Source organism: Xanthomonas sp. NCPPB 1132 (assembly GCF_056629235.1).
In genome coordinates this window covers 1671972-1691465 of the sequence record NZ_CM152819.1, presented here as the reverse complement: position 1 = coordinate 1691465, position 19494 = coordinate 1671972, and the positions used below count along the sequence as shown (strand labels likewise).

Annotated in this window: 19 protein-coding genes; 3 read left to right on the top strand and 16 right to left on the bottom strand. The window is 66.2% G+C overall.

What is annotated here, in order from left to right:
- Positions 1-25: 25 nt before the first annotated feature.
- Complete coding sequence (locus tag AC1G9L_RS07180) at positions 26-1033, bottom strand: zinc-binding dehydrogenase (protein WP_019799659.1); 1008 nt, start codon at positions 1031-1033, stop codon at positions 26-28.
- Between the two features lie 150 nt (positions 1034-1183).
- On the opposite strand from AC1G9L_RS07180, the gene AC1G9L_RS07175 reads away from it, so the two are divergent.
- On the top strand, positions 1184-1570 hold the full coding sequence (locus AC1G9L_RS07175) for a winged helix-turn-helix transcriptional regulator (RefSeq protein ID WP_019799660.1): 387 nt from the start codon (positions 1184-1186) through the stop codon (positions 1568-1570).
- 160 nt (positions 1571-1730) lie between these two features.
- On the opposite strand, the gene AC1G9L_RS07170 is transcribed toward AC1G9L_RS07175, so the two are convergent.
- The 5 genes from AC1G9L_RS07170 to AC1G9L_RS07150 all read right to left on the bottom strand — a co-directional run bounded on the left by AC1G9L_RS07170 (position 1731) and on the right by AC1G9L_RS07150 (position 5036).
- The gene (locus AC1G9L_RS07170) at positions 1731-2588 is read right to left on the bottom strand and encodes a Crp/Fnr family transcriptional regulator (protein WP_481070575.1); all 858 of its coding nucleotides are present in this window, start codon (positions 2586-2588) and stop codon (positions 1731-1733) included.
- 216 nt (positions 2589-2804) lie between these two features.
- Positions 2805-3146, bottom strand: a complete 342-nt coding sequence (locus AC1G9L_RS07165) for a RebB family R body protein (protein ID WP_010343221.1) — start codon at positions 3144-3146, stop codon at positions 2805-2807.
- A gap of 69 nt (positions 3147-3215) precedes the next feature.
- The gene (locus tag AC1G9L_RS07160) at positions 3216-3542 is read right to left on the bottom strand and encodes a RebB family R body protein (protein ID WP_010343222.1); all 327 of its coding nucleotides are present in this window, start codon (positions 3540-3542) and stop codon (positions 3216-3218) included.
- Positions 3543-3979: 437 nt separating this feature from the next.
- A complete protein-coding gene (locus tag AC1G9L_RS07155) occupies positions 3980-4543 on the bottom strand; it encodes a hypothetical protein (RefSeq protein WP_019799662.1) in 564 nt (187 codons plus the stop codon).
- 43 nt (positions 4544-4586) lie between these two features.
- Positions 4587-5036, bottom strand: a complete 450-nt coding sequence (locus AC1G9L_RS07150) for a hypothetical protein (RefSeq protein WP_010343224.1) — start codon at positions 5034-5036, stop codon at positions 4587-4589.
- A 7-nt stretch (positions 5037-5043) separates the two neighbouring features.
- Here AC1G9L_RS07150 and AC1G9L_RS07145 point away from each other — a divergent pair, with 7 nt between their 5' ends.
- Positions 5044-5457, top strand: coding sequence for a hypothetical protein (locus AC1G9L_RS07145; protein ID WP_481070574.1), 414 nt, complete (start codon positions 5044-5046; stop codon positions 5455-5457).
- 52 nt (positions 5458-5509) lie between these two features.
- On the opposite strand, the gene AC1G9L_RS07140 is transcribed toward AC1G9L_RS07145, so the two are convergent.
- The 5 genes from AC1G9L_RS07140 to AC1G9L_RS07120 form a co-directional block, all read right to left on the bottom strand.
- On the bottom strand, positions 5510-5743 hold the full coding sequence (locus tag AC1G9L_RS07140; RefSeq protein ID WP_010343225.1) for a RebB family R body protein: 234 nt from the start codon (positions 5741-5743) through the stop codon (positions 5510-5512).
- A gap of 159 nt (positions 5744-5902) precedes the next feature.
- The gene (locus AC1G9L_RS07135) at positions 5903-6469 is read right to left on the bottom strand and encodes a sigma-70 family RNA polymerase sigma factor (protein WP_019802142.1); all 567 of its coding nucleotides are present in this window, start codon (positions 6467-6469) and stop codon (positions 5903-5905) included.
- 240 nt (positions 6470-6709) lie between these two features.
- On the bottom strand, positions 6710-7018 hold the full coding sequence (locus AC1G9L_RS07130) for a hypothetical protein (RefSeq protein ID WP_481070573.1): 309 nt from the start codon (positions 7016-7018) through the stop codon (positions 6710-6712).
- The gene (locus tag AC1G9L_RS07125; protein ID WP_019799112.1) at positions 7015-9219 is read right to left on the bottom strand and encodes a hypothetical protein; all 2205 of its coding nucleotides are present in this window, start codon (positions 9217-9219) and stop codon (positions 7015-7017) included. Before AC1G9L_RS07125 ends, AC1G9L_RS07130 begins: the two co-directional genes overlap by 4 nt.
- Before the next feature lie 714 nt (positions 9220-9933).
- Positions 9934-10059 carry a hypothetical protein gene (locus tag AC1G9L_RS07120; protein ID WP_019799111.1) on the bottom strand — a complete coding sequence of 42 codons (126 nt, stop codon included), beginning with the start codon at positions 10057-10059 and terminating at the stop codon, positions 9934-9936.
- A gap of 558 nt (positions 10060-10617) precedes the next feature.
- Between AC1G9L_RS07120 and AC1G9L_RS07115 the strand changes: the two genes are divergently transcribed.
- Entirely contained in the window at positions 10618-11706 is a 1089-nt protein-coding gene (locus tag AC1G9L_RS07115; protein ID WP_019799110.1) for an exo-alpha-sialidase, read from the top strand.
- Between the two features lie 168 nt (positions 11707-11874).
- Here AC1G9L_RS07115 and AC1G9L_RS07110 read toward each other — a convergent pair whose 3' ends face one another.
- The 5 genes from AC1G9L_RS07110 to AC1G9L_RS07090 form a co-directional block, all read right to left on the bottom strand.
- A complete protein-coding gene (locus tag AC1G9L_RS07110; protein WP_481071047.1) occupies positions 11875-12594 on the bottom strand; it encodes a copper homeostasis protein CutC in 720 nt (239 codons plus the stop codon).
- A gap of 14 nt (positions 12595-12608) precedes the next feature.
- Complete coding sequence (locus AC1G9L_RS07105) at positions 12609-13670, bottom strand: isoaspartyl peptidase/L-asparaginase (protein WP_019799108.1); 1062 nt, start codon at positions 13668-13670, stop codon at positions 12609-12611.
- 214 nt (positions 13671-13884) lie between these two features.
- Positions 13885-14352, bottom strand: a complete 468-nt coding sequence (locus AC1G9L_RS07100; RefSeq protein WP_481070572.1) for a YbbD-related protein — start codon at positions 14350-14352, stop codon at positions 13885-13887.
- Positions 14353-14364: 12 nt separating this feature from the next.
- Complete coding sequence (locus AC1G9L_RS07095) at positions 14365-14739, bottom strand: hypothetical protein (RefSeq protein WP_481070571.1); 375 nt, start codon at positions 14737-14739, stop codon at positions 14365-14367.
- A complete protein-coding gene (locus tag AC1G9L_RS07090) occupies positions 14729-19426 on the bottom strand; it encodes an RHS repeat-associated core domain-containing protein (protein ID WP_481070570.1) in 4698 nt (1565 codons plus the stop codon). The genes AC1G9L_RS07095 and AC1G9L_RS07090 overlap by 11 nt, the downstream gene beginning before the upstream one ends.
- Positions 19427-19494: the final 68 nt, after the last annotated feature.

Sequence of the window (19494 nt, the reverse complement as noted above, 5' to 3'; positions counted from 1 at the left end):
GATCCCTTCTTCGTTACCCACGCAATCAGATCGATAGGCACAACTTCCCAAAATGCTTCCCCGCCGCCTGATGCGCAAACGCGTCGGCGATGTCTTCCAGCGCGAAGGTCTGGTCGACCACCGGCTTGATGCCGGTCGCGTCGAGGGCGCGGACCATGTCGCGCTGGTGGCGGCGGCTGCCGACGATCAGGCCCTGCAGGGTCTGGTGGCGTTGCATCAGCGCCACGGTCGGCACCTGGCCGGCAATGCCGGTCAGCACGCCGATCAACGCGATATGGCCGCCGATGCGGCAGGCGCGGATGGACTGACCCAGCGTGTCGGGGCCGCCCACTTCGATCACCACGTCGACGCCGCGGCCGTTGGTGTAGTCGAGCACCTTGGCCGCCCAGTCGGTGTCGCGGCGGTAGTTGATGGTGAAATCGGCGCCCAGCGCCTGCGCACGCGCGAGCTTTTCGTCGGAGGACGAGGTGACGATCACGCTGGCGCCCATGTGCTTGGCGAACTGCAGGGCGAAGATCGACACGCCGCCGGTGCCGAGCACCAGCACGGTGTCGCCGGCCTTCAGGTGCGCGTCCACCACCAGTGCGCGCCAGGCGGTGAGCCCGGCGGTCGTCAACGTCGCCGCTTCGGCGTGGCTGTAGCCGCGCGGGGCGTGCGTGAACCAGTGCGCGGGGCGAACGACGTATTCGCGTGCATAGCCGTCGACGCCATCGCCGGGCACGGTGGCGAAATCGGCGATGGTCGGGCCGCCCTCCAGCCAGGTCGGGAAGAACGTCGAGACCACCGCGTCGCCCACGGCAAACTCGTCCACGCCCTCGCCCACCGCCTCGACCACGCCGGCGCCATCGGACATCGGGATGCGGCCGTCGGCGCTGGGCATGCGCCCGGTCACCACGCCCAGGTCGTGGAAGTTGAGCGAGCTGGCATGCACGCGCACGCGGAGTTCGCCGGCGCCCGGCTGGCCGGGGTCGGGCAGATCGACGAGGCGGAGGTTCTCGAGGCCAGCGGGTTGGCGCAGGGTAATGGCTTTCATGGGCACGACATCCTTAGCGGAAAAGTGGCGAGGGGCAGCGCCGCATCGGTTGCAGCGAAACCGCATTGCAGGCATTGTCGGGATGCACTTCCTGCATCGCAAGAACGTACAATTTTCGCAGGTACTATCAATTTTGTAGGTACAACGACCATGCGTCTGAAACGTCTGGATGGCAAGAGCGGCTGCGCGGTCGAAGTCACGCTTTCGGTGATCGGCGGGGTGTGGAAGCCGGTGATCCTGTTCCACCTGCTCTCCGGCAAGAAGCGCTTCATGGAACTGACGCGCCTGGTTCCCAACGCCACGCAGCGCATGCTAACGCTGCAGTTGCGCGAGCTCGAGGAGGACGGCGTCATCGTGCGCCACGTCTATCCGCAGGTGCCGCCCAAGGTCGAATATGCGCTGACGCCGCTGGGCCACTCCCTTGCGCCGGTGCTGATCAGCCTGCGCGAATGGGGCGAGGCATATCGCAGCAGCGAACTGTCGCGCGCATCGGCCGCGGCCGCGGACTGCGTTGGTCGCGAGACAGTGGCGAGTTGATGGGCGCGTAAGCGCTCCCTGAGAGCGCGAGCACTGGTGTCGGTGCCGTTGGTATCGCATCGCCCGACGCCACTCGGATCTGCACCGTGTTGCGATCTCCGGCGTCGCGTGCGGCGAACGCGCGGCAGGCGTTCGATCCCGCCATCGGTGAGCAGTGGCCTCAGTCGGCGCGGCGATCGGTCCACGGCGGACAGGCGGCACGCGCCGGCGTGTCCTCGCCGTCCGACACCGACATCGCCGCCGCGCCCTGCAAACTGGCCTTGGCATACAGCGCGCCGAGGTCGTGGACGCGCAACAGGTGGCGGCGTCGGCTGACCAGGCCGCTGCGGACCCAGCGCTGCAGTTGCGCATTGAGTTTGGAGCGGCTGGCGTTGAGCATCGCCGCCAGGATGCTCTGGTTCGGCGGGAGCGCGACCGTGTCGCCGCCGCCCGCATGCGGCGCCTGCAGTTCGAGTTGATGCAGCACGTAGCGCGCTAGGCGCACTTCCAGGCGGTGCAGGCAGATGCTTTCCAGGCTGTCCAGGGTCTGCCGCAGGCGCAGACGCAGCAGCGCATCGATCCGCTGCTGGAACAGCGGCACCGTCATCAGCGCGGCGAAATGGCGGCGCGCGAGTTTCAGCACGCAACTCGGGCCGAAGGCGATGGCGGTGAAGCTGCGCCCATGCTGTTCCAGCAAGGCCTGTTCGTCGACCAGCCCGCCCGGCTCGATGGTGCCGACGATCAACTCCTGCCCATCGGGTCCGTACAGCACCTTGTACAGGCGCCCCTGCACCACCACCCCGACGAAACTGCTGGGATCGTGCTTGAAGAACAGCACGCTTCCCGCGTCCAGGGCGCATTCGCTGGCATGCGCGAGCAGGTAATCGAGCGCCGACGCCGGCATGCCCTGGAACACGGCCGAGCGCTCCAGCAACGGGCGATGGCGCGCACCGGCCGCATCCGCGGGCGGGGCGTCGCTGGCGTCGGCCGGCAGGATGCGGTCGGCGCGCTGCAAATCGGCGATTGCAGGAAGGTCCATAGTTCCCCTTCCCTGGGCGCAGGGGGCGTGGCGCCAGGGCCTCGAACGCACCCTGTCGCGGCAGGCAGCCAAGGCGCGTGCCGGTCGAGTGCAGTGGGTCATCAAAGGGCGGCAATGGCCGCGTGGTGATGGCGTCGCTCCGGCCCGTGTCGGGACCGGAGCGACGCGTCCAGCCGGCCGGCGCCACGCAGCCGCGTGACGTCGTGCCTTGCGGGCTTAGCCCTTGCTGTAGGGCGAACCCTGGAACGCCTGCAGCACGGTCAGCAGGCTGGTCAGGTTGTCCGACACGCCGGTCTGGGCGATCTTCTCCGACGCGCCCGCGGCCGCGGTGGTGTCCAGGCTGTACACCTGCATGACGCCCTGGTTGTTCGCCGCCTGCGCCAGCGTGTTCTGCTGCTGCTGCGCGGCGACCGCGTTCTCGTACAGGATGCCGCTGGAGTGCGCCAGGCTCTGGTAGATCGAGCCCATCGCGAAGGCCGGCGCTTCGCCGATGACCTTGACGTTGGACTGGGTGACGGCGTCGGTGATCTGGTTGTTGACTGCGGTGGGATAGGCCATGGAACGGTCCTCGTTAGGAAGGGAGTTGCATGGCTAGCGCCGCCTTGCGGCGGCGTTAGCGCGCGTGGCTTACGACTGCTTGAACGCGTTGAGCACGGTCAGCAGGCTGGTGAGGTTGTCGGACACGCCGGTCTGCGCGACCTTCTCGGTGGCGCCGGCGGCGGCGGTGGAATCGAGGCTGTAGATCTGCATGACGCCCTGGTTGGCCGCGGCCTGCGCCAGGGTGTTCTGCTGCTGCTGCGCGGAGACGGCGTTTTCGAACAGGATGCCGGTCGAGTGCGCCATGCTCTGGTAGATCGACGCCATCGCAAAGGCCGGCGCCTCGCCGATGACCTTCACGTTGGACTGGGTGACCGCATCGGTGATCTGGTCGTTGACCGCGGTGGGAAATGCCATGTGTTCGCTCCTGGTTGGGGTACGGCCCACGCCGTACGATCTCTGAAAACGGGACAGTGCAGAACCTGTGAAACCTGTGCGGCGTTTGTCTCGCCAGCGTCGTCGCGATGTGTGTGCGACGCAGGAACACCGACCGCGATACGCCGCGACCTCGACCGATGCGTGTTGCAACCACTGCGGCGCAGGCCGCCTCGCTGCCTCCGCCACCATGCAGTGCGATTCACCGGTACCGCAGTCGAACGGACGATGGCGAGCGACCTGACACCGACTGCATCACCGACGGTACGCAGCTGCGTTCGCTGCCGGGACGTGGCGCCACAGCCGACGCATGCCACACGCGCCACACGCCATGCCTGAGTTCGTGCGCAGCAGACACGCGCACACGGCGCACGCCTCCGCGTGGAATCCGCGGAGGCGCCGCCGTGCAGCGGAACGGCTCAGGCAGCCGGAGGCGACGATGGCGCGTGCGGCTCCGCGGCCGGCGTGGCCGCGATGAGCCCCTGCGCACGCGCCGCCTCGACCACCGCCTGCATCTGCTGGGCCAGGCTGCCGAACTCACGCTCGAAGCACGCGCGCACTTCGGCCTGCACGAGATTGGCCAGGCGATCGGCGATCTGCGACATCACCAATTGGTTGCTGCCGCCCTCGCCGCTCTGCGGCGGCCGCAACTGGCCCGGCCGCAGCTGATCCAGCGAATTGGCCGACTGGACCGCCCTGAGCACCGCCGCTTCGCTGGCCGCGGTGGCGCCGTTCAGGTCGCCGCGGGTGTTCTGCATCTTCTGCATCATCTGCTGGATCAGGCCCTGCACCCGCTGGCGCTCGGCATCGATCAGCGACGGCGAAGTGCCGACTGTTTCGGCGGCAGGCACTGCCGGCGGTGCGGACGTTTCCGACGCGAAGCGCCGCAGTTGCTCCTCCTCGGCGCCGACCAGTGGACGGCCCAGCCACTTCTCGGCGAACTGGCGCAGCGTGGCGAAATCGGATGCTTGGTTGTCTTGCATGGTGCTCCCCTGTGCGTGTGGTGAAACCGGTGGTGCGAACGGCCTAGGTAGACGCGGACTTGCGGCCGCGCATCAGGTCCGCGTACTTGGCGATGCTCTGGTCGATCTTGTCGATGGCGAAGCCGGCGGACTCGGCCTCCAGCGCGCCGGCAGCGGCCGCCACCGCTGCGGCGGCCCCGACCAGCACGTCGGTGGCCAGCACGCCCAGCGCATCCTCGGCGGCCTGCTCCATCTTGTTCTCGGCCAGGTTCTCGGTCATCTGCTTGAGCAGCACGCCCTGGCTGGCCAAGGCCATCTTGCTGACACCGTCGAAGTACACCGCCGCCGATTGCGCGATCAGGCCCGAGGCCTGGCTGATCAGCATGTTCGAGCCAACCACGATCTGCGACGGCGCGTAGGCCATGGTCTCGGCATTGGTGAGCTGCACGGCCTGCACGATCTTGCTGTTGAGCGCATCGCTGGCCGGGCTGGCCGCCGAGGCCTGCGCGAGCATGTGCGTATTGAGCGTCCTCAACATGGACGGCGGCGGTGGCGGCGGCGGCGAGACCGCAGCCGCAGGCGATGCCGTGGGCGGCGCGGCGCCATCGCCACCTGCCGCTGCTGCGGCATCGGCGCTGGACTCGGCTGTGCTGGGCGCGGCGGCGCCTGCGGCTGCAGCGGCCGGCGCGCTGTCGCTCGCCGGCGCTGTGGCGGACGGGTCGCTCGCCGCGGCCGTAGCTGGTGCTGCTGTGTCACGCACCGCAGCCGAGGGGGCTAGCGCTGCGTCGGTCGTCGCCGGTGCCGCCGCAGGCGCGTCCGGCGTCTGCGCCGCAACCGCGGCCGATGCAGGCGCCGTTGCCGCGCTGGCGGGCGCCGCGGCCGTGGGGGATACCGGGGGTTTCTTGCTTGCGAAAGGCCACATGCCACTCTCCTGATGGATGGATCGGTGCCCGCCTCAGCCGCCGCGGCGCGGGCCACGGCGCTGCATCACTTCTCGCCGATCGCCATGATCAGCGCCACCGCCTTGGACACCACGGCGTTGGAGACCTGGTTCAGCGCCTGCTGGCTGTGCACCGCGTTCTGCAACGCCAGCCCGGTGGAGTGGCTGGAGACCTGGTACAGCGAGGCGATCGCCTGGGCGGGCGCCTCGGCCACCACCTTGACGTTGGTCTGGGTGACCGCGTCGGTGATCTGCGAATTGACGAGCGTGTTGTCTGCCATGAGCCTGGTTCCTTGGTGAGTCGCCTGCCGGGGAGGCGCCGCGACGGGGATGGCCGGTGCCACGCCCCGCCGCGGCGCCCGCGATGCCGCGGCCCTGGACGGCCCGGCGTGGAGGGAAAACGCCGCCGTGGGCGGCTTGTGAAACAGCCGCCGACGCGCTCATTCGGCCACCATCGCCAGCCGCAGCCGCTTGCGCAGCAGTTCCACACGCTTGCGCGCCAGCGGCTGGTTGATGCGCAACAGGTTGGCGATGGCCGGATACGGCAACTCCTCGACGAAGCGATAGGCGAACAGGCGGCGCTGCTCCCGACTCAGCGCCGCCACCGCCGCCACCACGCGCTCCATCTGCTCCTCCAGCTCGGCGCGTTGCAGGGCGGTCATTGCTTGATCGGCCACGGCGTCCACTTCCTTAGCCTCGGATGGGCGGTCCAGCGGTTCGCCGCCGCCGCGGCGCCGTCGCACCAGGTCCAGGAACACGTGGCGCAGCACCACGAACAGGAATCCCTGCGGGTCGGTCATCGCCTCCGGCGAGCGGCGCATGAACAGCAGCGCCTTCACCGCGGTATCCGACAGCAGGTCCTCGGCCGCGTCCGCACGCCCGTTGGCCAGCCGCAGCGCACGCCGCCGCAGGTCCGGCAGCGTCGCGCGCCAGGCGCGGGTGAACATCTCGTCGGCCTCCACGAATCGCTTGGCGGTTGTGCCTGCCTTTTCCTTTGCCGTCTCCATCGCATGCTCCAAAATCCCGTTGTGCGACGAGTCTCTGTGGCGGTCGGCGGCAATAGCTGTTCCCTGGGTGACAACCGCAGGCGCGATGCACGCGCAGCCGCACGGCGTGTGGGGCGCGCGCGCGCTTTGTCTACGCCTGCATACGGCTGAAGCGGCGGCGCTGCGGTTATGTGGGCCAGTCGCGCAAAAAAATGGGCCCGCTTCACGGACAGCGGGCCCGAATCGTGTCTTGCGAGCGGCTCAGCGCAACAGCTTGATCAGCGCCTCCAGCACCTTCTGGTCGCTCAGCGCATGCAGCAAGCGCTGCATGTCCGCCGTGGCCTCGGTTGCCGGCGGCACCGGCGTCGGCGCTGGTGCCGGCGACTGCGACGACGGTGGCGGCGGCTCGTGCGGCGGCGTCGCGGGCGGTGCGGTCGCCGTGCCGGCCGTAGGTGTGGGGGTCGATGTCGGTGCGGGCGCGGTGACGGCCGCACCGACACGCGACAGTTCCGTGTGCCACAGGTAGGCGGCGACGTCGTCCGTCGCCGTCGCGTCCCAGGCGCCGATCATGCCGCTGCCGGCGGCGAACGCCGCACCACGACCACCGAGGCCGGGCCCTTGAAGCCATCCAGCGATTCCAGCCCGAGCAGGCTGCCAGTGACCTCCAGCGCGTTGGTCGGCCCCACCGTGGCGCGCCAGTAGCTCAACGCCAGCCGGCGCAGCAGCACGGCCATGGTCTGCAGCAGATCCACCTGCAGTTCGTTCTGGTTGCTCGGCAGCAGCTTGTAGATCAACAGCACCAGCATGCGCAGGTATTCGCGCTGCACGCCGGTGTGCTCCACGCCCTGGCCGTCGGCGCCCAGCAGGTAGGACCGCCAGTTCTGCACGACCAGCAGCGCACGCACCATGGCCTGGTAGCGCAGCGCTGCGGCCGGGGCGTCGCCGGCGCAGTACAGCACCAGCTTGCAATAGGTGCCGAACAGGAACTCGGCCTGCGCCGGGTCGTAGATCGGCTGCAGCGCCGCCTGCAGTTGCCCCTGCAGATACGCCTGGTTGTTGTTCAGCGTCTCGGCCAGATCGCCGGGCTGCTGGCTGATGGCGATGAACTGGGCGATCTGCGCCCGGTCCAGCCCCTGCGCCTCCATGCTCAGCACCGCATTGCCGACCACCTCCAGCACGTCGGTGTCGATGTAGCCGTCCAGTTGCCGATAGCCGCGATTGAGCCGGTAGCCCTGTACCGAATCGAACAGCGCCGAGGCACCGGTGATGGCGTTGCTGCCCAGGTTGGTGTCGAATGCCAGCCACGGGTAGCGTGCGGCCATGTAGCTGCGATAGTAGTAGTCGTGCCCCAGGCGGAACGCGTACAGCGGGTTGTTCTCCACCAGCGCGTGGTAGACGTCGCGACCGCCGTCGAGCGATGGCTGATCGAGCGCTTCGCTCAGCGCCATCACGTTGCGCTTGGCGTTGTAGCCGGCCAACTCGCGCGACAGCGGTGCGTTGATGTCGAAGCGACGCAGCACGTGCCCGTCGTGACTGAAAGCCGTGTTGCTGAACAACTCCTCGAACAAGCCCTGCGGGGTCGCGGTCCCGCGGGTGGGGCGTGGCGTGGCGCCGCGCTTGCCCTTCGCAGCGCTCCAGGCATCCAGCACGTGCACGGACAGCGCGGCGTAGAAGCGTGCATCCGGGTCGCCGATCTGGTGCAGGTAGTAGCCTGTCACCGAGCGGTTCTCCGCACCGAAACCGCTGCCCTCGCCGCAGTGGATGTGCACGATCGCGCGCAGCGCGCGCTTGCCGCTGCCGCTGCCGAAATTGGCGCTCAGCGCGTTGGCGTTGCGCTGCAGCCAGGTGAACAGTTCGGCGTAGTTGCCGACCTTGTTCTCCGCGCCGAGCAGGTCCAGCCCGACGATGGTCGAATCGCCTTTGCCGTGCCCGGTCAGCAGCGGCGCGATCTTCTTGTCCAGGAAGTCCTTCAGCTTGTCGTCGGCCATGTAGTGGTCGGCCGAATGCACCAGCAGGCGGTAGTCGGTGCCGTACTGGACGTTGTAGTCCTGCGCCAGCTCGGCCAGTTGCGGAATCTCGTCCTCGGTGGCGGCGGCCTGGATCAGCAGCACACCGTCCTCGCGCAGGTAGCCGAAGGTCGACCACACCCACAAGCGGTAATCGGCCTTCTGCGAGTCGCTCCAGGTGTTGTAATTGGCCGGATCGCCCTGGCAGAGCTGCTTCACGAAATGGCCGCGCAGCTTGTAGGCATCGTCGAACGGTGTGTACTTGCTGGCGCTGTAGAACTTGTTGTTGAAGTAGCGCACCAGGCTGCGCAAGTTGGCGCTGGGCCCCTCCGCCGAGGCCAGGGCCGGGGCGACGATCTCGGCGTCCACCAGCGTGTAGAGCATGGGCGATTGCGGCGGCAGCGCCAGTTCGCTGCGCGCATAGCCGTACTCGGCGGCGATCACCTGGCAGGCGATGTAGATGTTCTCCGCCACGCATTCGGCACGTTCGTACTCGGTGCGGTCGCGCTTGGCCAGCAGCTTTGCGAAGGGATTGCTGCCGCGCTCGCTCATCAGCTTCAGCGCATAGCGGAACAGCAGCAGCTCGCCCTTGGCCGACGCATGCGGATCGTCGGCATAGAAGCGCTGTGCCAGCAACTGCGCCAGCGATGGCCGCGTGTCGTCCAGGGCCTTGCGCTGGGTCGGCAGGATGCCGGTGAAGTGGCTGTGGAAATCGCAGACGTAGCGGTTCAGTTGAGTCTGCTGGGCAAGTTTGAAATAGGCCATGGCGGATCCTTGGAGGGAAGAGAACGGCAGCGGCAACCGCTGCCCGGGAACAGGGCCGCAGCCCGGTATGCAAGCGCTTTCCGCAGCGCGCCGACGTCGCCATGCGGAAGCGGGGAAGGACGCGCTTCGCGCGGCGGCGAAGATCGGCAAGACACGCAGACAGCTACGCCACGGCCGTGGACCGGCGCGAGCACGCGCAGCGCGTGCAGCAACGCCTGCGAGCTCAACGGCGCACTGCGCGCATCCCAGGACGGCGCCAGCGCCACCGCCAGGCAGGCCAGGGTCACGCACATGCCCTGGCGCAGACGCGCCCACTGCCGCAGCCGTCGACGCCGTTCGGACGACAGGGCACGGAACCGGGATCCACCTGCGCGATCAGGCATGGCGTTGCTCCACGATGACGGGACCACCCCGGCGGCTCGACCGCAGCGCGTCGGCGGCACGGCACGCGCCCGGGATGGGGGGCGACATTCCTCTAAACGTGGCCGCGGCGGCGGCGTGAATGTGACGCGTGTCGGATGCAATCGCACGCAGGCAGACGGAACGCGGCATGCGCACGCGGTGCGTGCCTCCAGATCGGCACGCGGTGCCTGTCGTGTGCTATTGCGTGCTCTCGTGGCGCAGGTCGCGACCGTAGGAGCGGCGTGCGGCCGTACCCTCACCCCCGGCCCCTCTCCCGGGGGGAGAGGGGGGAGTGCACGTCGCGGGCTGGGATCAGCGGGTGGCGGCAGCGCCCACGTTGAACAGTTGGAACGCGCGGATGTGCGCGGCATCCACGCTGGACAGGATGTTCAGGCGCACGCGCGAGGCGGTGACCGCGGGGAAGTAGTCGATCTTCATGTGGCCGCTCGCCTGCGCCTGCGCTCGGTGCCGTAGCGCGCCTGCAGCGCCTGGCCCATTCCTCCGGCCGCTGCACGTCGACCTCGGGCAGCAGGCCGCGCTTGTCCGGCACGATGCCCAGCCATCTGGCCGCCGCTGTCTTCCCAGATCTGCACCAGGCTCGTCGACGCTCTTGAGCGCCTGGTCGCTGTTCGGGTGCCAGAACCACTGCAGCCTGCGCAGCGGCGTGTCCACCTCGACCGGGCGTCAGCGCAGCCGTGGCGATCGATGGTGTTCCAGTTCTCGCCCTCGATCACCCCGGCCGCGTTGCCGACCCAGCGTACGTCGCCGTACTCGAACAGCGCGGTGCGGGCGAAGACTCGGCGAGCAGCGGCGGCGCGGCCAGCACAGTCAGGCCGAATGCGGCCAGCCGGCGGGGCGGAGACAGCGGACGGTCCGGACTGGCGATTCCGCGCAATCGTCGGTCGGGCAGGCAGGCGGCGTTATCGCTGGTGTCAGCATATGGTATTTAATTGATGCTAAATAGGTATCCCCATTTTCGGGCCAGGACCGTACCACATGATGTCGCCTTCGCTGTTCCCCCTGCTGTCGCTGTTCGCGGTGCGCGCCATCGCTGGTACGGCCGCCGTCGCCCCACCGCAGGCGCCGCCCTCGCCCATCGTCTACAGCGAATTCGTCAACGCGCAGGCGCCGACCGCGCAGTGCCACGCCTCCACCCTGGTGGAAACCCGCGACGGCCTGCTCGCGGCCTGGTTCGGCGGCCGCCACGAGGGCGCCGACGACGTCGCCATCTGGGTGGCGCGCCGCGACGCGCAGGGTTGGCAGCCGGCGCAGCGCGTGGCCGACGGCGCGCAGCCGCAGGGCAAGCCGTTGCCGACCTGGAATCCGGTGCTGTTCCAGCCCGCGCAAGGGCCGCTGCGGCTGTTCTACAAGGTGGGTCCGGACCCGAAACGCTGGTGGGGCATGCAGACCACGTCCAGCGATGGTGGCCATCACTGGTCCACGCCCGAGCGTCTGCCCGACGGCATCCTCGGCCCGATCAAGAACAAGCCGGTGCAGTTGCCGAGCGGCCGCATCCTCAGCCCCAGCAGCAGCGAAGACGCCGGCTGGGTGGCGCACATGGAATGGTCCGACGACAACGGCGCGCACTGGACCCGCGGCCCGGCGATGAACGACCCGGCCAGGATAGGCGCGATCCAGCCCAGCGTGCTGCTGCACAAGGATGGCCGCCTGCAGGCGGTGGGCCGCAGCCAGCAGAACCACGTGTTCAGCACCTGGTCGCGCGACAACGGCCGCACCTGGGAACCGATGACCCTGCTCGACCTGGCCAATCCCAATTCCGGCACCGACGCCGTGGTGCTGGCCGACGGCCGCTCGCTGCTGGTCTACAACCCGACCGAGGCAGGCAAGGACTGGTGGGACGGCCGCGGCGTGCTCGCCGTGGCACTATCCGACGACGGCCAGCACTGGACCCGCGTGCTGACACTAGAAGACAGCCCCAAGGACGAGTTCTCCTACCCTGCGGTGATCCAGACCCGCGACGGCAAGGTGCACATCAGCTACACCTGGAAGCGCACGCGCATCAAGCACGTGGTGCTGGATCCGAAGCGATTGAGCGGCACGCCTGCGGCAGGCGAGTCACGCTGACCACGCTTCGATAGTGCGCCGCGCACCACCCATCAGCGGTGCTCTGTGCGGTGCAGCCTCCCCCCAAACCGCCGCCCCGCGTAGGAGCGGCTTCAGCCGCGACACGCGAATCTCGTCACCATCCGCCGCACCGCTGCGATCCGATGCTCACCACGCATCGGCGGCGCCCTACTCCGCCAGCAACGCCACCATCCGCCGCACCCGCGCCACATCGGTCTGCATGCGATCGCCGCCGAGGCTGCGCACATGCGGATGCGGCGACATCGCCCGCGACGCCAGCGGCCCACGCGCCGAGCCATGGAACTCGCGCGCGCCGGTGCGCGCGCGCAACTGCGCCAGGTTGGCTTCGGTGACGCCAGATCCCGGCATCACGCTCAGGCGCGCACCGGCCTGCTGCACCAGCTCGGCGATCAGGTCGGCGCCCTCTTCCGCGGTCTCGCGCGCACCGGAGGTCAGCACGCGCTCGCAGCCCAGCGCGATCACGTCTTCCAACGCGCGCCGCGGATCGGCACTGACATCGAAGGCGCGATGGAAGGTGACGCCGAGCGGCCCTGCCGCGGCGATCAGCTCGCGCATCGTCGCCGTGTCCACCTCACCGTTTGCGGTCAGCGCGCCGAGCACCACGCCGTCGCAGCCCAGGCGCACGCACTGCTCCACGTCGCGGCGCATCGCCTCCACCTCCGCCGCGTCGAACACGAAATCGCCGACCCGCGGACGGATCAACACATACAGCGGGATGCGCAACCGATCGCGCACCGCCGCCAGCGTGCCGAACGACGGCGTCAGCCCACCGCCATCCAGGCCGCCGCACAATTCCACCCGCATCGCCCCGCCATCCTGCGCGGCCAGCGCCGAGCCGATCGCATCGGCCGCCACTTCCAGGCCCATCGGCACGCTCGCGCTCATGCCGCCGGCGCCGCGAAATGGCTCTGCCCGGGCAGCAGCAGATCCTGCCGCTGCGCATCGCAGACCGCATAGCTGAAACCGGGCTGGATCGCGAACGCACCGACCTCGCCGCGCTTGTTCATCGCCAGGAACCCCACCTGCAGATCGCGGGTGAGTTCCGGCTTGCGTCGCACGATGCGCATCACCACCTCGCGGCAGGCCTCGGCCGGGCTCTTGCCCTGCCGCATCATCTCCACCACCGCGAAACTGCCGACGTTGCGGATCACCTCCTCGCCGACGCCGGTGGAGGTCGCCCCGCCCACCTCGTTGTCCACGTACAGCCCCGCCCCGATGATCGGGCTGTCGCCGACCCGGCCGTGCATCTTCCAGGCCATGCCGCTGGTGGTGCAGGCCCCGGACAGATTGCCGTGCGCATCCAGCGCCAGCATGCCGATGGTGTCGTGGTTGTCCTTGCCGCCGGGCAGCGTGCCGCGGCGATAGGCACGGTTCTCGATATTGGCCTCGGGCGCGTAGTGCGACGTCTTCAGCCACTCCTTCCACGCCTGTTCCGACTCAGGGGTGAGCAGCTTGGTGCGCTCGAACCCCTGCGCCAGCGCGAACTGCAGCGCGCCATCGCCGACCAGCATCACATGCGGCGTCTTCTCCATCACCCGCCGCGCCACCGAGATCGCATGCACGATGTCTTCCAGCGCCGCGACCGACCCGCAGCCGCCGGTGTGATCCATGATGCAGGCATCCAGCGTGACCCGCCCATCGCGGTCCGGATAACCGCCCAACCCCACCGTGTGATTGTCCGGATCCGCCTCCGGCACGCGCACCCCGGCCTCCACCGCATCCAGCGCCGCGCCGCCGCGCGACAGCACCTGCCACGCCACCTGGTTCGCGGCGACGCCGAAGTCCCAGGTGGAGATCACCCGTGCTGCGCCCTGTGGCAAGGGGCCGACGTTGGTCTTGGCAGATGCCTTGGCCGCGGCGCGCGCGCCAGGCAGCACACCGCCCAACCCGGCGGCCAGAGCGCCGAAGGCGGCGGTTTTCAGGAAGTGGCGACGTTGCGGCATGGAAGGCTCCGGCGTTGGGAGGGCGCGCGGGATGGCGTGCGCTTAGCCTTACATCATGCGGCAGAGTTGGATGGGATTAAATGGTCTGCTCGGCGTTACCAGAGTTGGCTTGGCTACTTGCTCCGGCAGGATTGCATCGAAATATACCCGAACTTTATCAAACTCATCACGCACTTCAGAAGAGTGTCAACGTTAAACGTCAATCGTCCAGCCACTACAACCTGGCTGGCACTTTGCATAAAACTTCAAGCCCCCCACTAGAAACCGGCTCAATATAATAGAATATCTTTCCATCACGCGCCTTCAGCAGGCCGAGCCCCTCCCCACTACACCTATAATAATAACTACTCACCCCTCGAGGATACTTTGCAGGCGAGTGTACCAAAGAAAATGCTCCTTCAGCAGATGTAAAATACGAATCATCGAGCCTGGCAAAGCCCTTAAGGAAGTTGTCATTGGGCGCAGAGAAGACAACCGCAATCCCACCAGCATCAATACTATGCCGTTCATAGATATCCGCAGCATTCTGCGGCAAAAAGTCCGGCACCCACCCTTTTGCGATAGCGCCACCCGCCACCGCATCACCATAAGCCGCATAGAACTTTGAAGAATTATTCACGCACCCTGAAACATAAATAATTAACGAAAAAAATAAAATATAGACCCTAGCAGCGCGCACCATATACTGTGCGCCTCAGGAGTCATTGAAGGCTTGATATTCAACAGCCGCATTACGGACATCATTCCATGCAGCGTGGCTAAAATCCGAAGCCCCATCAACAGCTGCATCCGGAATACCTTCGGCCGCCATGACTATTTTTTTTATCGCTTCACGTTTTGATTTTGGAATTCCCCCCCATGCAATGAGTGGTTTACCGGATAGAAATTCCTGCTTAACTTCCCAAGCTGCACCCGGATGATCACCAAATATTTTGTGCAAATAGTCAACACCAAGACAGAAAGAAGATACAACCTCATCAAAATACAAAAGGCATTGCAACAATGATTCTTCAACAGAGATCCCCGAGTCATCCAGCGAACCTTGTCTAATTTCGAACTCATCTTTCATTATCTTCGTTCCTTATCGCTATATCTTGCTCTTCGGTAGCATTAAGCGAATCCGAATAAGTTGCAAAGAATGCACCCATACCCCACCTAGACGTGATTCCGAGCAAGCGAATCCATGGGATTTTGGTTGCGGGTGCAGGATGAGCCTGCTGTGCAGTCTGAGGTATCCCGTTAAGCTTATAACGTTGCCAAGACGTGCCTGGAGTCTTGGTTTTCCAATACGCCTTTGGCGCGGTTTTGGGGCCACCATTATTTCCATCCGGCACATATCTACATATTGCTCGGTCGGCGCCATTTTTTGGACCAAAAAATGTTCCAGGCGGCTGCCCCGGAGCTGGCATCCACGGACCGCCGGGGATATTATTTGGCGGAGTCGTTCCCGGCGAGTAGGCTTGCAGACCATATATATCAATTTCAGCAGCGGGATTTTGGCGCGAATATCCATATAGGCTTACTCCACCCAAAAATCCAATAGGATCACTCTGCACATAGCGCCCCGTACCGGGCTCGTAATCGCGGAAGTAGTTCTGATTAAGCCCACTCAGCGCGTCGTAGCGCTGACCCGGGAACCGCATATCGAACACGAAGGCAGTGCCATCCTTGTCCGGGTCCTGATCCGGCGCGGTGGCGCCAAAGGCTTCGCCCTTCAGGTCCCAGCGCCAGATCGCCACGTCGCGGACCGGGTCGATCACCGCGCGGGGGGTGCCCAAGTGATCCGGCTGCACGTAGCGCAGCGTGGTCTTGGCCAGCACGCCGACCGGTAGGTCATCCAGCCAGATCGCCTGCTGCACGACTGCACCATTGGCGTCGTAGTCGCCCAGCCAGTGGCCGCTCTCGTCGTACAGCGTGTAGACGTTGGTCTTGCCCACCCGCCGCACCTGCTCGCCGCGGCCGTTGTAGGCGTAGTTCGCCACGGTGGTACCGCTGCGCTTGACCTGTGTCAGCCGGCCATTGGCGCTATACACGTACTGCACGGCCGTGCCGCCGACCGCGGTGGTGTTGCCGGCCGCGTCGTAACTGCGTGCGGTACCGGCCACGCTATTCAGACGATGGCTGGTGGTCGGATAGCTATAGGTCTGGGTAGTGGTATTGACCTTGGCACTGAGGCGGTTGCCGGTGGCGTCATAGGTATAGCCGTCGATCACCGTATCGGTCGGACCATCCTTGAACGCGGTCAGCCGGCCCAGCGGGTCGTAGTCAAGTTTGATGACCGGCGCGGTGTTGCCCGGCGCAGTTAGCGCGCTGAGGTTGCCGACCGGGTCGAAAGCGAAGCCCACCGCAAGACCATCGCTGCGCGTGTCGTTGACCGCCAGCGGGCGGTAGTCCTGGTCCAGCACGCGCTGCATCGGACGGCCGTTGCCGTAGGTCCAGCCGGCCACCGGGCCGAACGGATAGTAGGTGGCCTGGTTCAGCAACACCTGACGGGTGCCGCCAGGCGGGGTCACCCCGACCTCGGTGGTCTGGCCCTGGGCGTTGCGCACGTAGTCCACCACCGCCCCATCCGGATAGGTCAGCCGGCTCAGCTGCCCGGCCTTGGTGTAGGCATAGCGGACCACGAACACCTTGCCGTTGGTGGTCTGCACCTTGCGCACCAGATCGCCGAAGCGGTCGTAGCAGTAGTCGGTGCTGCCGCTGCCGTCCTGCATCCGGGTCAGGCGGCCGACGCCGTAGGTCTCGCCGCTGGCGCAGGTGCTCTGGCTGACATCGTAGGTGTAACTGACGTTGAGGCTGGTGGTCGGATAGGTGACCTGGGTCAGCCGGTTCAGCGCGTCGTAGCCGTAGCTGGTCTTGATGTTGCGCGCATCGGTCTGGGTGGCGCGGTTGCCGGCGCTGTCGTAGGTGTAGGTGGTGCTGCCGGTGTCCGGGCTGGTGAGCTTGGTCAGGTCGCCCAGGCCGTTGTAGGCGTAGGTGGTATCCAGGCCCTTTGGATCGGTGACCTTGGTCAGGTTGTCCAGCGCGTCGTAGCCGAACTTCGTCTCGGCGGCGATGCCGCCCACGTCCTGCAGCGTGCGCGCCAGGCGGTTGAGCGGGTCGTAGTCGTTCTGGGTGGCATGCCCAAGCGCGTCGGTGACGGTCTTGGTGTTGCCGTTGGCATCGTAGCCGAAGTCGGTCGGATCGCCCTGAGCGGTGGCCTGCGTGGCCAGTTGACCAAGCTGGTTGTAGATGCGCGACAAGCTGCGCTTGAGCGTGCCAGACGCGTCCTTGGTGTCTTCCTTGGACCGGTTGCCGGCATTGTCCAGGGTGTAGTGGATGGTGTTGCCGGCGTTGTCGGCAATATCGGTCAGCCGCTGCGCTGTGTCGTAGGTGAAGCGGGTGAACGCGCCATCGGGCTGGGTCACCTGCTTGACCAGGCCGGTCGCCCAGTAGTCGATCGCGGTGATGCGGTCATCGCTCTCGCTGCTGTCGTCGGCTCCGCGCACCTTGCTGGCGGTCAGCCAACCGCGCGGGTGATAGGTGTAGTCGGTGACCACGCCATTGGCGTCTTTCACCGACAGCACGCGGCCGGCGCCGTCGTAGGCCAGGTACTCGGTGACCTGGCCGAGCGCGTTGGTCACCTTCCACAGGTCGCCCTTGCGGTGCGGGCAGGTGGTTGCGGACGTGGCGCAGGTGCTGTCGTCGGTGGCGTAGTAAGTGAAGCGGGTGATGTCGTTGACGTCGGTGCGCGCGCCATCGACCGTCTTGGGCAGGCCCAGGATCGGGCAGGTGCTGTCGGTCACCGCCACGTCCGCCGCTTCGCAGTAGCTGTAGGTGACCGTGCGCTGCTTGCCTGAAGCCGTATCGCTGCTCGCCATCTGCACCGGCTGCAGGCGATCGTTGTAGCTGTAGGACACGGTGCGCCCGCCGGTCTGCACCGACAGCAAGCGATTGCTGTCGGCCGCGGTGCGCGTCGTCGTGGTGCGCTCCTGCGGTTGCCCGACCGCCTCGCGCACGGTGTGAATGTTCACCGCGACACCGTTCTCGGTCGCTTCGGCATAGCTGTGCTGGGTCTGGATGCCACGGCGATCGGTGACGCTGCTGAGCCGGCGGCGGAAGTCGCTGGACTGATCGTTGTAGCTGTACTGGAGCGTCCCGTCGGCCCTGGCGACAGTGGCGACCTTCGGCGAGGCACCACCCGCCTCGGTCATCGTGTAATCGTTGACATCACCCAGCGCATCGGTGACACGAGTGCCGGAAGCCGAGTAAGACAACGTGATGCCGTCGATGCCACCGGCGTGCTGGCTGGAGATCGCCCGGCCGACCTCGTCGTAGGCGAAGGTGCTGAAGCGCTGGCCATCTTCCGTGGTCACGCCCGTCAGATGACGCGGGAAGCGCGTGTCCTCGTAGTGATAGATCCGGCTGTGGCCGTCGGCATAGGTAACGCTCGTCAGGCGCTGCTGATCGTAGCCGTAGCTCGCTAACTGCAACCCACCGGAGACGATGCCGGTAATCAGCGCATCGTCATTGTCATCGGCATACACGAGTTCGATGGAGCGGCCCTGCAACGAAGCGATACTCTGCAGGCGTCCATGCGCGTTGTAGCCGTACAGCCACCCACTGCCATCCTCGGCCATACGCGAGACCAGCTTGCCCTTGGCATCGAAGGTGTAGATCGCATCCTGGCGATACAGCACCCACTGGTCGCCATTGGCAACGATGCGTTCGCCCGAAGCATTGGCTGCGCGATACTCGGCCCCCAGCTTGCGGAACGGCACCGCATAGCCGCTCCCCTCGATCAGGCCCAGCGTATCGCCCTGGATGGTCAGGTGCAGACTGTGCGAGAAAGTCCAGCCTGGGCCGAATCCACCAGTGTTCAGCGCGATGCCGGAGTGGTAGTAGCGCGTCAGGGTGACCCAGCCCATATCCAGGTCGCGCTCGGTCTGAAATTTCTCGCCGGTCTTGACGTCGCAGGGGTTGCCACGCATGCCGGAGTTGCCACCATTTTGCGTCTCACATTGCAACGTCGAGACTTCGATGGTCGCGAAGATGTCCTTGTTCGTGCAGCCTTGGTCGCTGATGTGCCAATTGGTGTAGGGCTTTGGACACTCGGTCCGCTTGGACCTATCCATGTATGTGGTGTAGTCGGAGGTGCCACTGCAATCTTCAAAAAAAGCGCGCACCGTGTAAGCCCTGGACTGATGCACCATCCCAATGTCGTATTCCGGATACGGGCCTACTTGCATTCCCCATTCGCCTTGGGGAGCGACAGAGGCAGTTCCACATTGGGGAGCCATCTCGCTCACCTTCTGCACAAGTACAGCAGCGGTTTCTTCTTCCGTGGGAATCTTCTCAGAGCCCCAGACGGTATACATCCAATCCTCGTCCTTCGCCTCCTCACGCCCCATCCAGTAGGTGATCAGCCCCTTGCCGTCCTCTCCAATCACTGAACTCTTGATGGTATCGACGTACTTATAGGCATCTTCCATATTCTCCGGCCCAGGAATCGTCTTGATCGCGGCCTCGGCCTCGGCTTGGGTGGCATAGACACCGCGGTCATTCCCTTCCGCATCGCGCAGCTGGAATTGCTGCTTCTTCCCTTCTGCCGATGCGAATGCGCCCCCTGAGAGAAATAACAGCATCGCGATCAGAGGCACGAAGCGAATGGCGCCAGAGTAAGTGGGAGTGCGGGGCGTAGTGATCATTGCGTGTCCTTGCAAGAAGTCCATCAATTCGGTCGAATCAGGGAGCAGTCGGATGTCGAGCGGATCCATGGGACTCGACCGGCCTCCTTCTGGCGCGCAATAGCGCATAGCCAACGGCGGCCACTGATGCGGTCGCG

What these genes read in the sequence shown, in the direction of transcription:
- AC1G9L_RS07180 (WP_019799659.1), bottom strand. Translation starts at nt 1,033, where the DNA reads ATGAAAGCCATTACCCTGCGCCAACCCGCTGGCCTCGAGAACCTCCGC.
- AC1G9L_RS07175 (WP_019799660.1), top strand. Translation starts at nt 1,184, where the DNA reads ATGCGTCTGAAACGTCTGGATGGCAAGAGCGGCTGCGCGGTCGAAGTC.
- AC1G9L_RS07170 (WP_481070575.1), bottom strand. Translation starts at nt 2,588, where the DNA reads ATGGACCTTCCTGCAATCGCCGATTTGCAGCGCGCCGACCGCATCCTG.
- AC1G9L_RS07165 (WP_010343221.1), bottom strand. Translation starts at nt 3,146, where the DNA reads ATGGCCTATCCCACCGCAGTCAACAACCAGATCACCGACGCCGTCACC.
- AC1G9L_RS07160 (WP_010343222.1), bottom strand. Translation starts at nt 3,542, where the DNA reads ATGGCATTTCCCACCGCGGTCAACGACCAGATCACCGATGCGGTCACC.
- AC1G9L_RS07155 (WP_019799662.1), bottom strand. Translation starts at nt 4,543, where the DNA reads ATGCAAGACAACCAAGCATCCGATTTCGCCACGCTGCGCCAGTTCGCC.
- AC1G9L_RS07150 (WP_010343224.1), bottom strand. Translation starts at nt 5,036, where the DNA reads ATGCTCGCGCAGGCCTCGGCGGCCAGCCCGGCCAGCGATGCGCTCAAC.
- AC1G9L_RS07140 (WP_010343225.1), bottom strand. Translation starts at nt 5,743, where the DNA reads ATGGCAGACAACACGCTCGTCAATTCGCAGATCACCGACGCGGTCACC.
- AC1G9L_RS07135 (WP_019802142.1), bottom strand. Translation starts at nt 6,469, where the DNA reads ATGGAGACGGCAAAGGAAAAGGCAGGCACAACCGCCAAGCGATTCGTG.
- AC1G9L_RS07130 (WP_481070573.1), bottom strand. Translation starts at nt 7,018, where the DNA reads ATGATCGGCGCCTGGGACGCGACGGCGACGGACGACGTCGCCGCCTAC.
- AC1G9L_RS07125 (WP_019799112.1), bottom strand. Translation starts at nt 9,219, where the DNA reads ATGGCCTATTTCAAACTTGCCCAGCAGACTCAACTGAACCGCTACGTC.
- AC1G9L_RS07120 (WP_019799111.1), bottom strand. Translation starts at nt 10,059, where the DNA reads ATGAAGATCGACTACTTCCCCGCGGTCACCGCCTCGCGCGTGCGCCTG.
- AC1G9L_RS07115 (WP_019799110.1), top strand. Translation starts at nt 10,618, where the DNA reads ATGATGTCGCCTTCGCTGTTCCCCCTGCTGTCGCTGTTCGCGGTGCGC.
- AC1G9L_RS07110 (WP_481071047.1), bottom strand. Translation starts at nt 12,594, where the DNA reads ATGGGCCTGGAAGTGGCGGCCGATGCGATCGGCTCGGCGCTGGCCGCG.
- AC1G9L_RS07105 (WP_019799108.1), bottom strand. Translation starts at nt 13,670, where the DNA reads ATGCCGCAACGTCGCCACTTCCTGAAAACCGCCGCCTTCGGCGCTCTG.
- AC1G9L_RS07100 (WP_481070572.1), bottom strand. Translation starts at nt 14,352, where the DNA reads ATGGTGCGCGCTGCTAGGGTCTATATTTTATTTTTTTCGTTAATTATT.
- AC1G9L_RS07095 (WP_481070571.1), bottom strand. Translation starts at nt 14,739, where the DNA reads ATGAAAGATGAGTTCGAAATTAGACAAGGTTCGCTGGATGACTCGGGG.
- AC1G9L_RS07090 (WP_481070570.1), bottom strand. Translation starts at nt 19,426, where the DNA reads ATGGATCCGCTCGACATCCGACTGCTCCCTGATTCGACCGAATTGATG.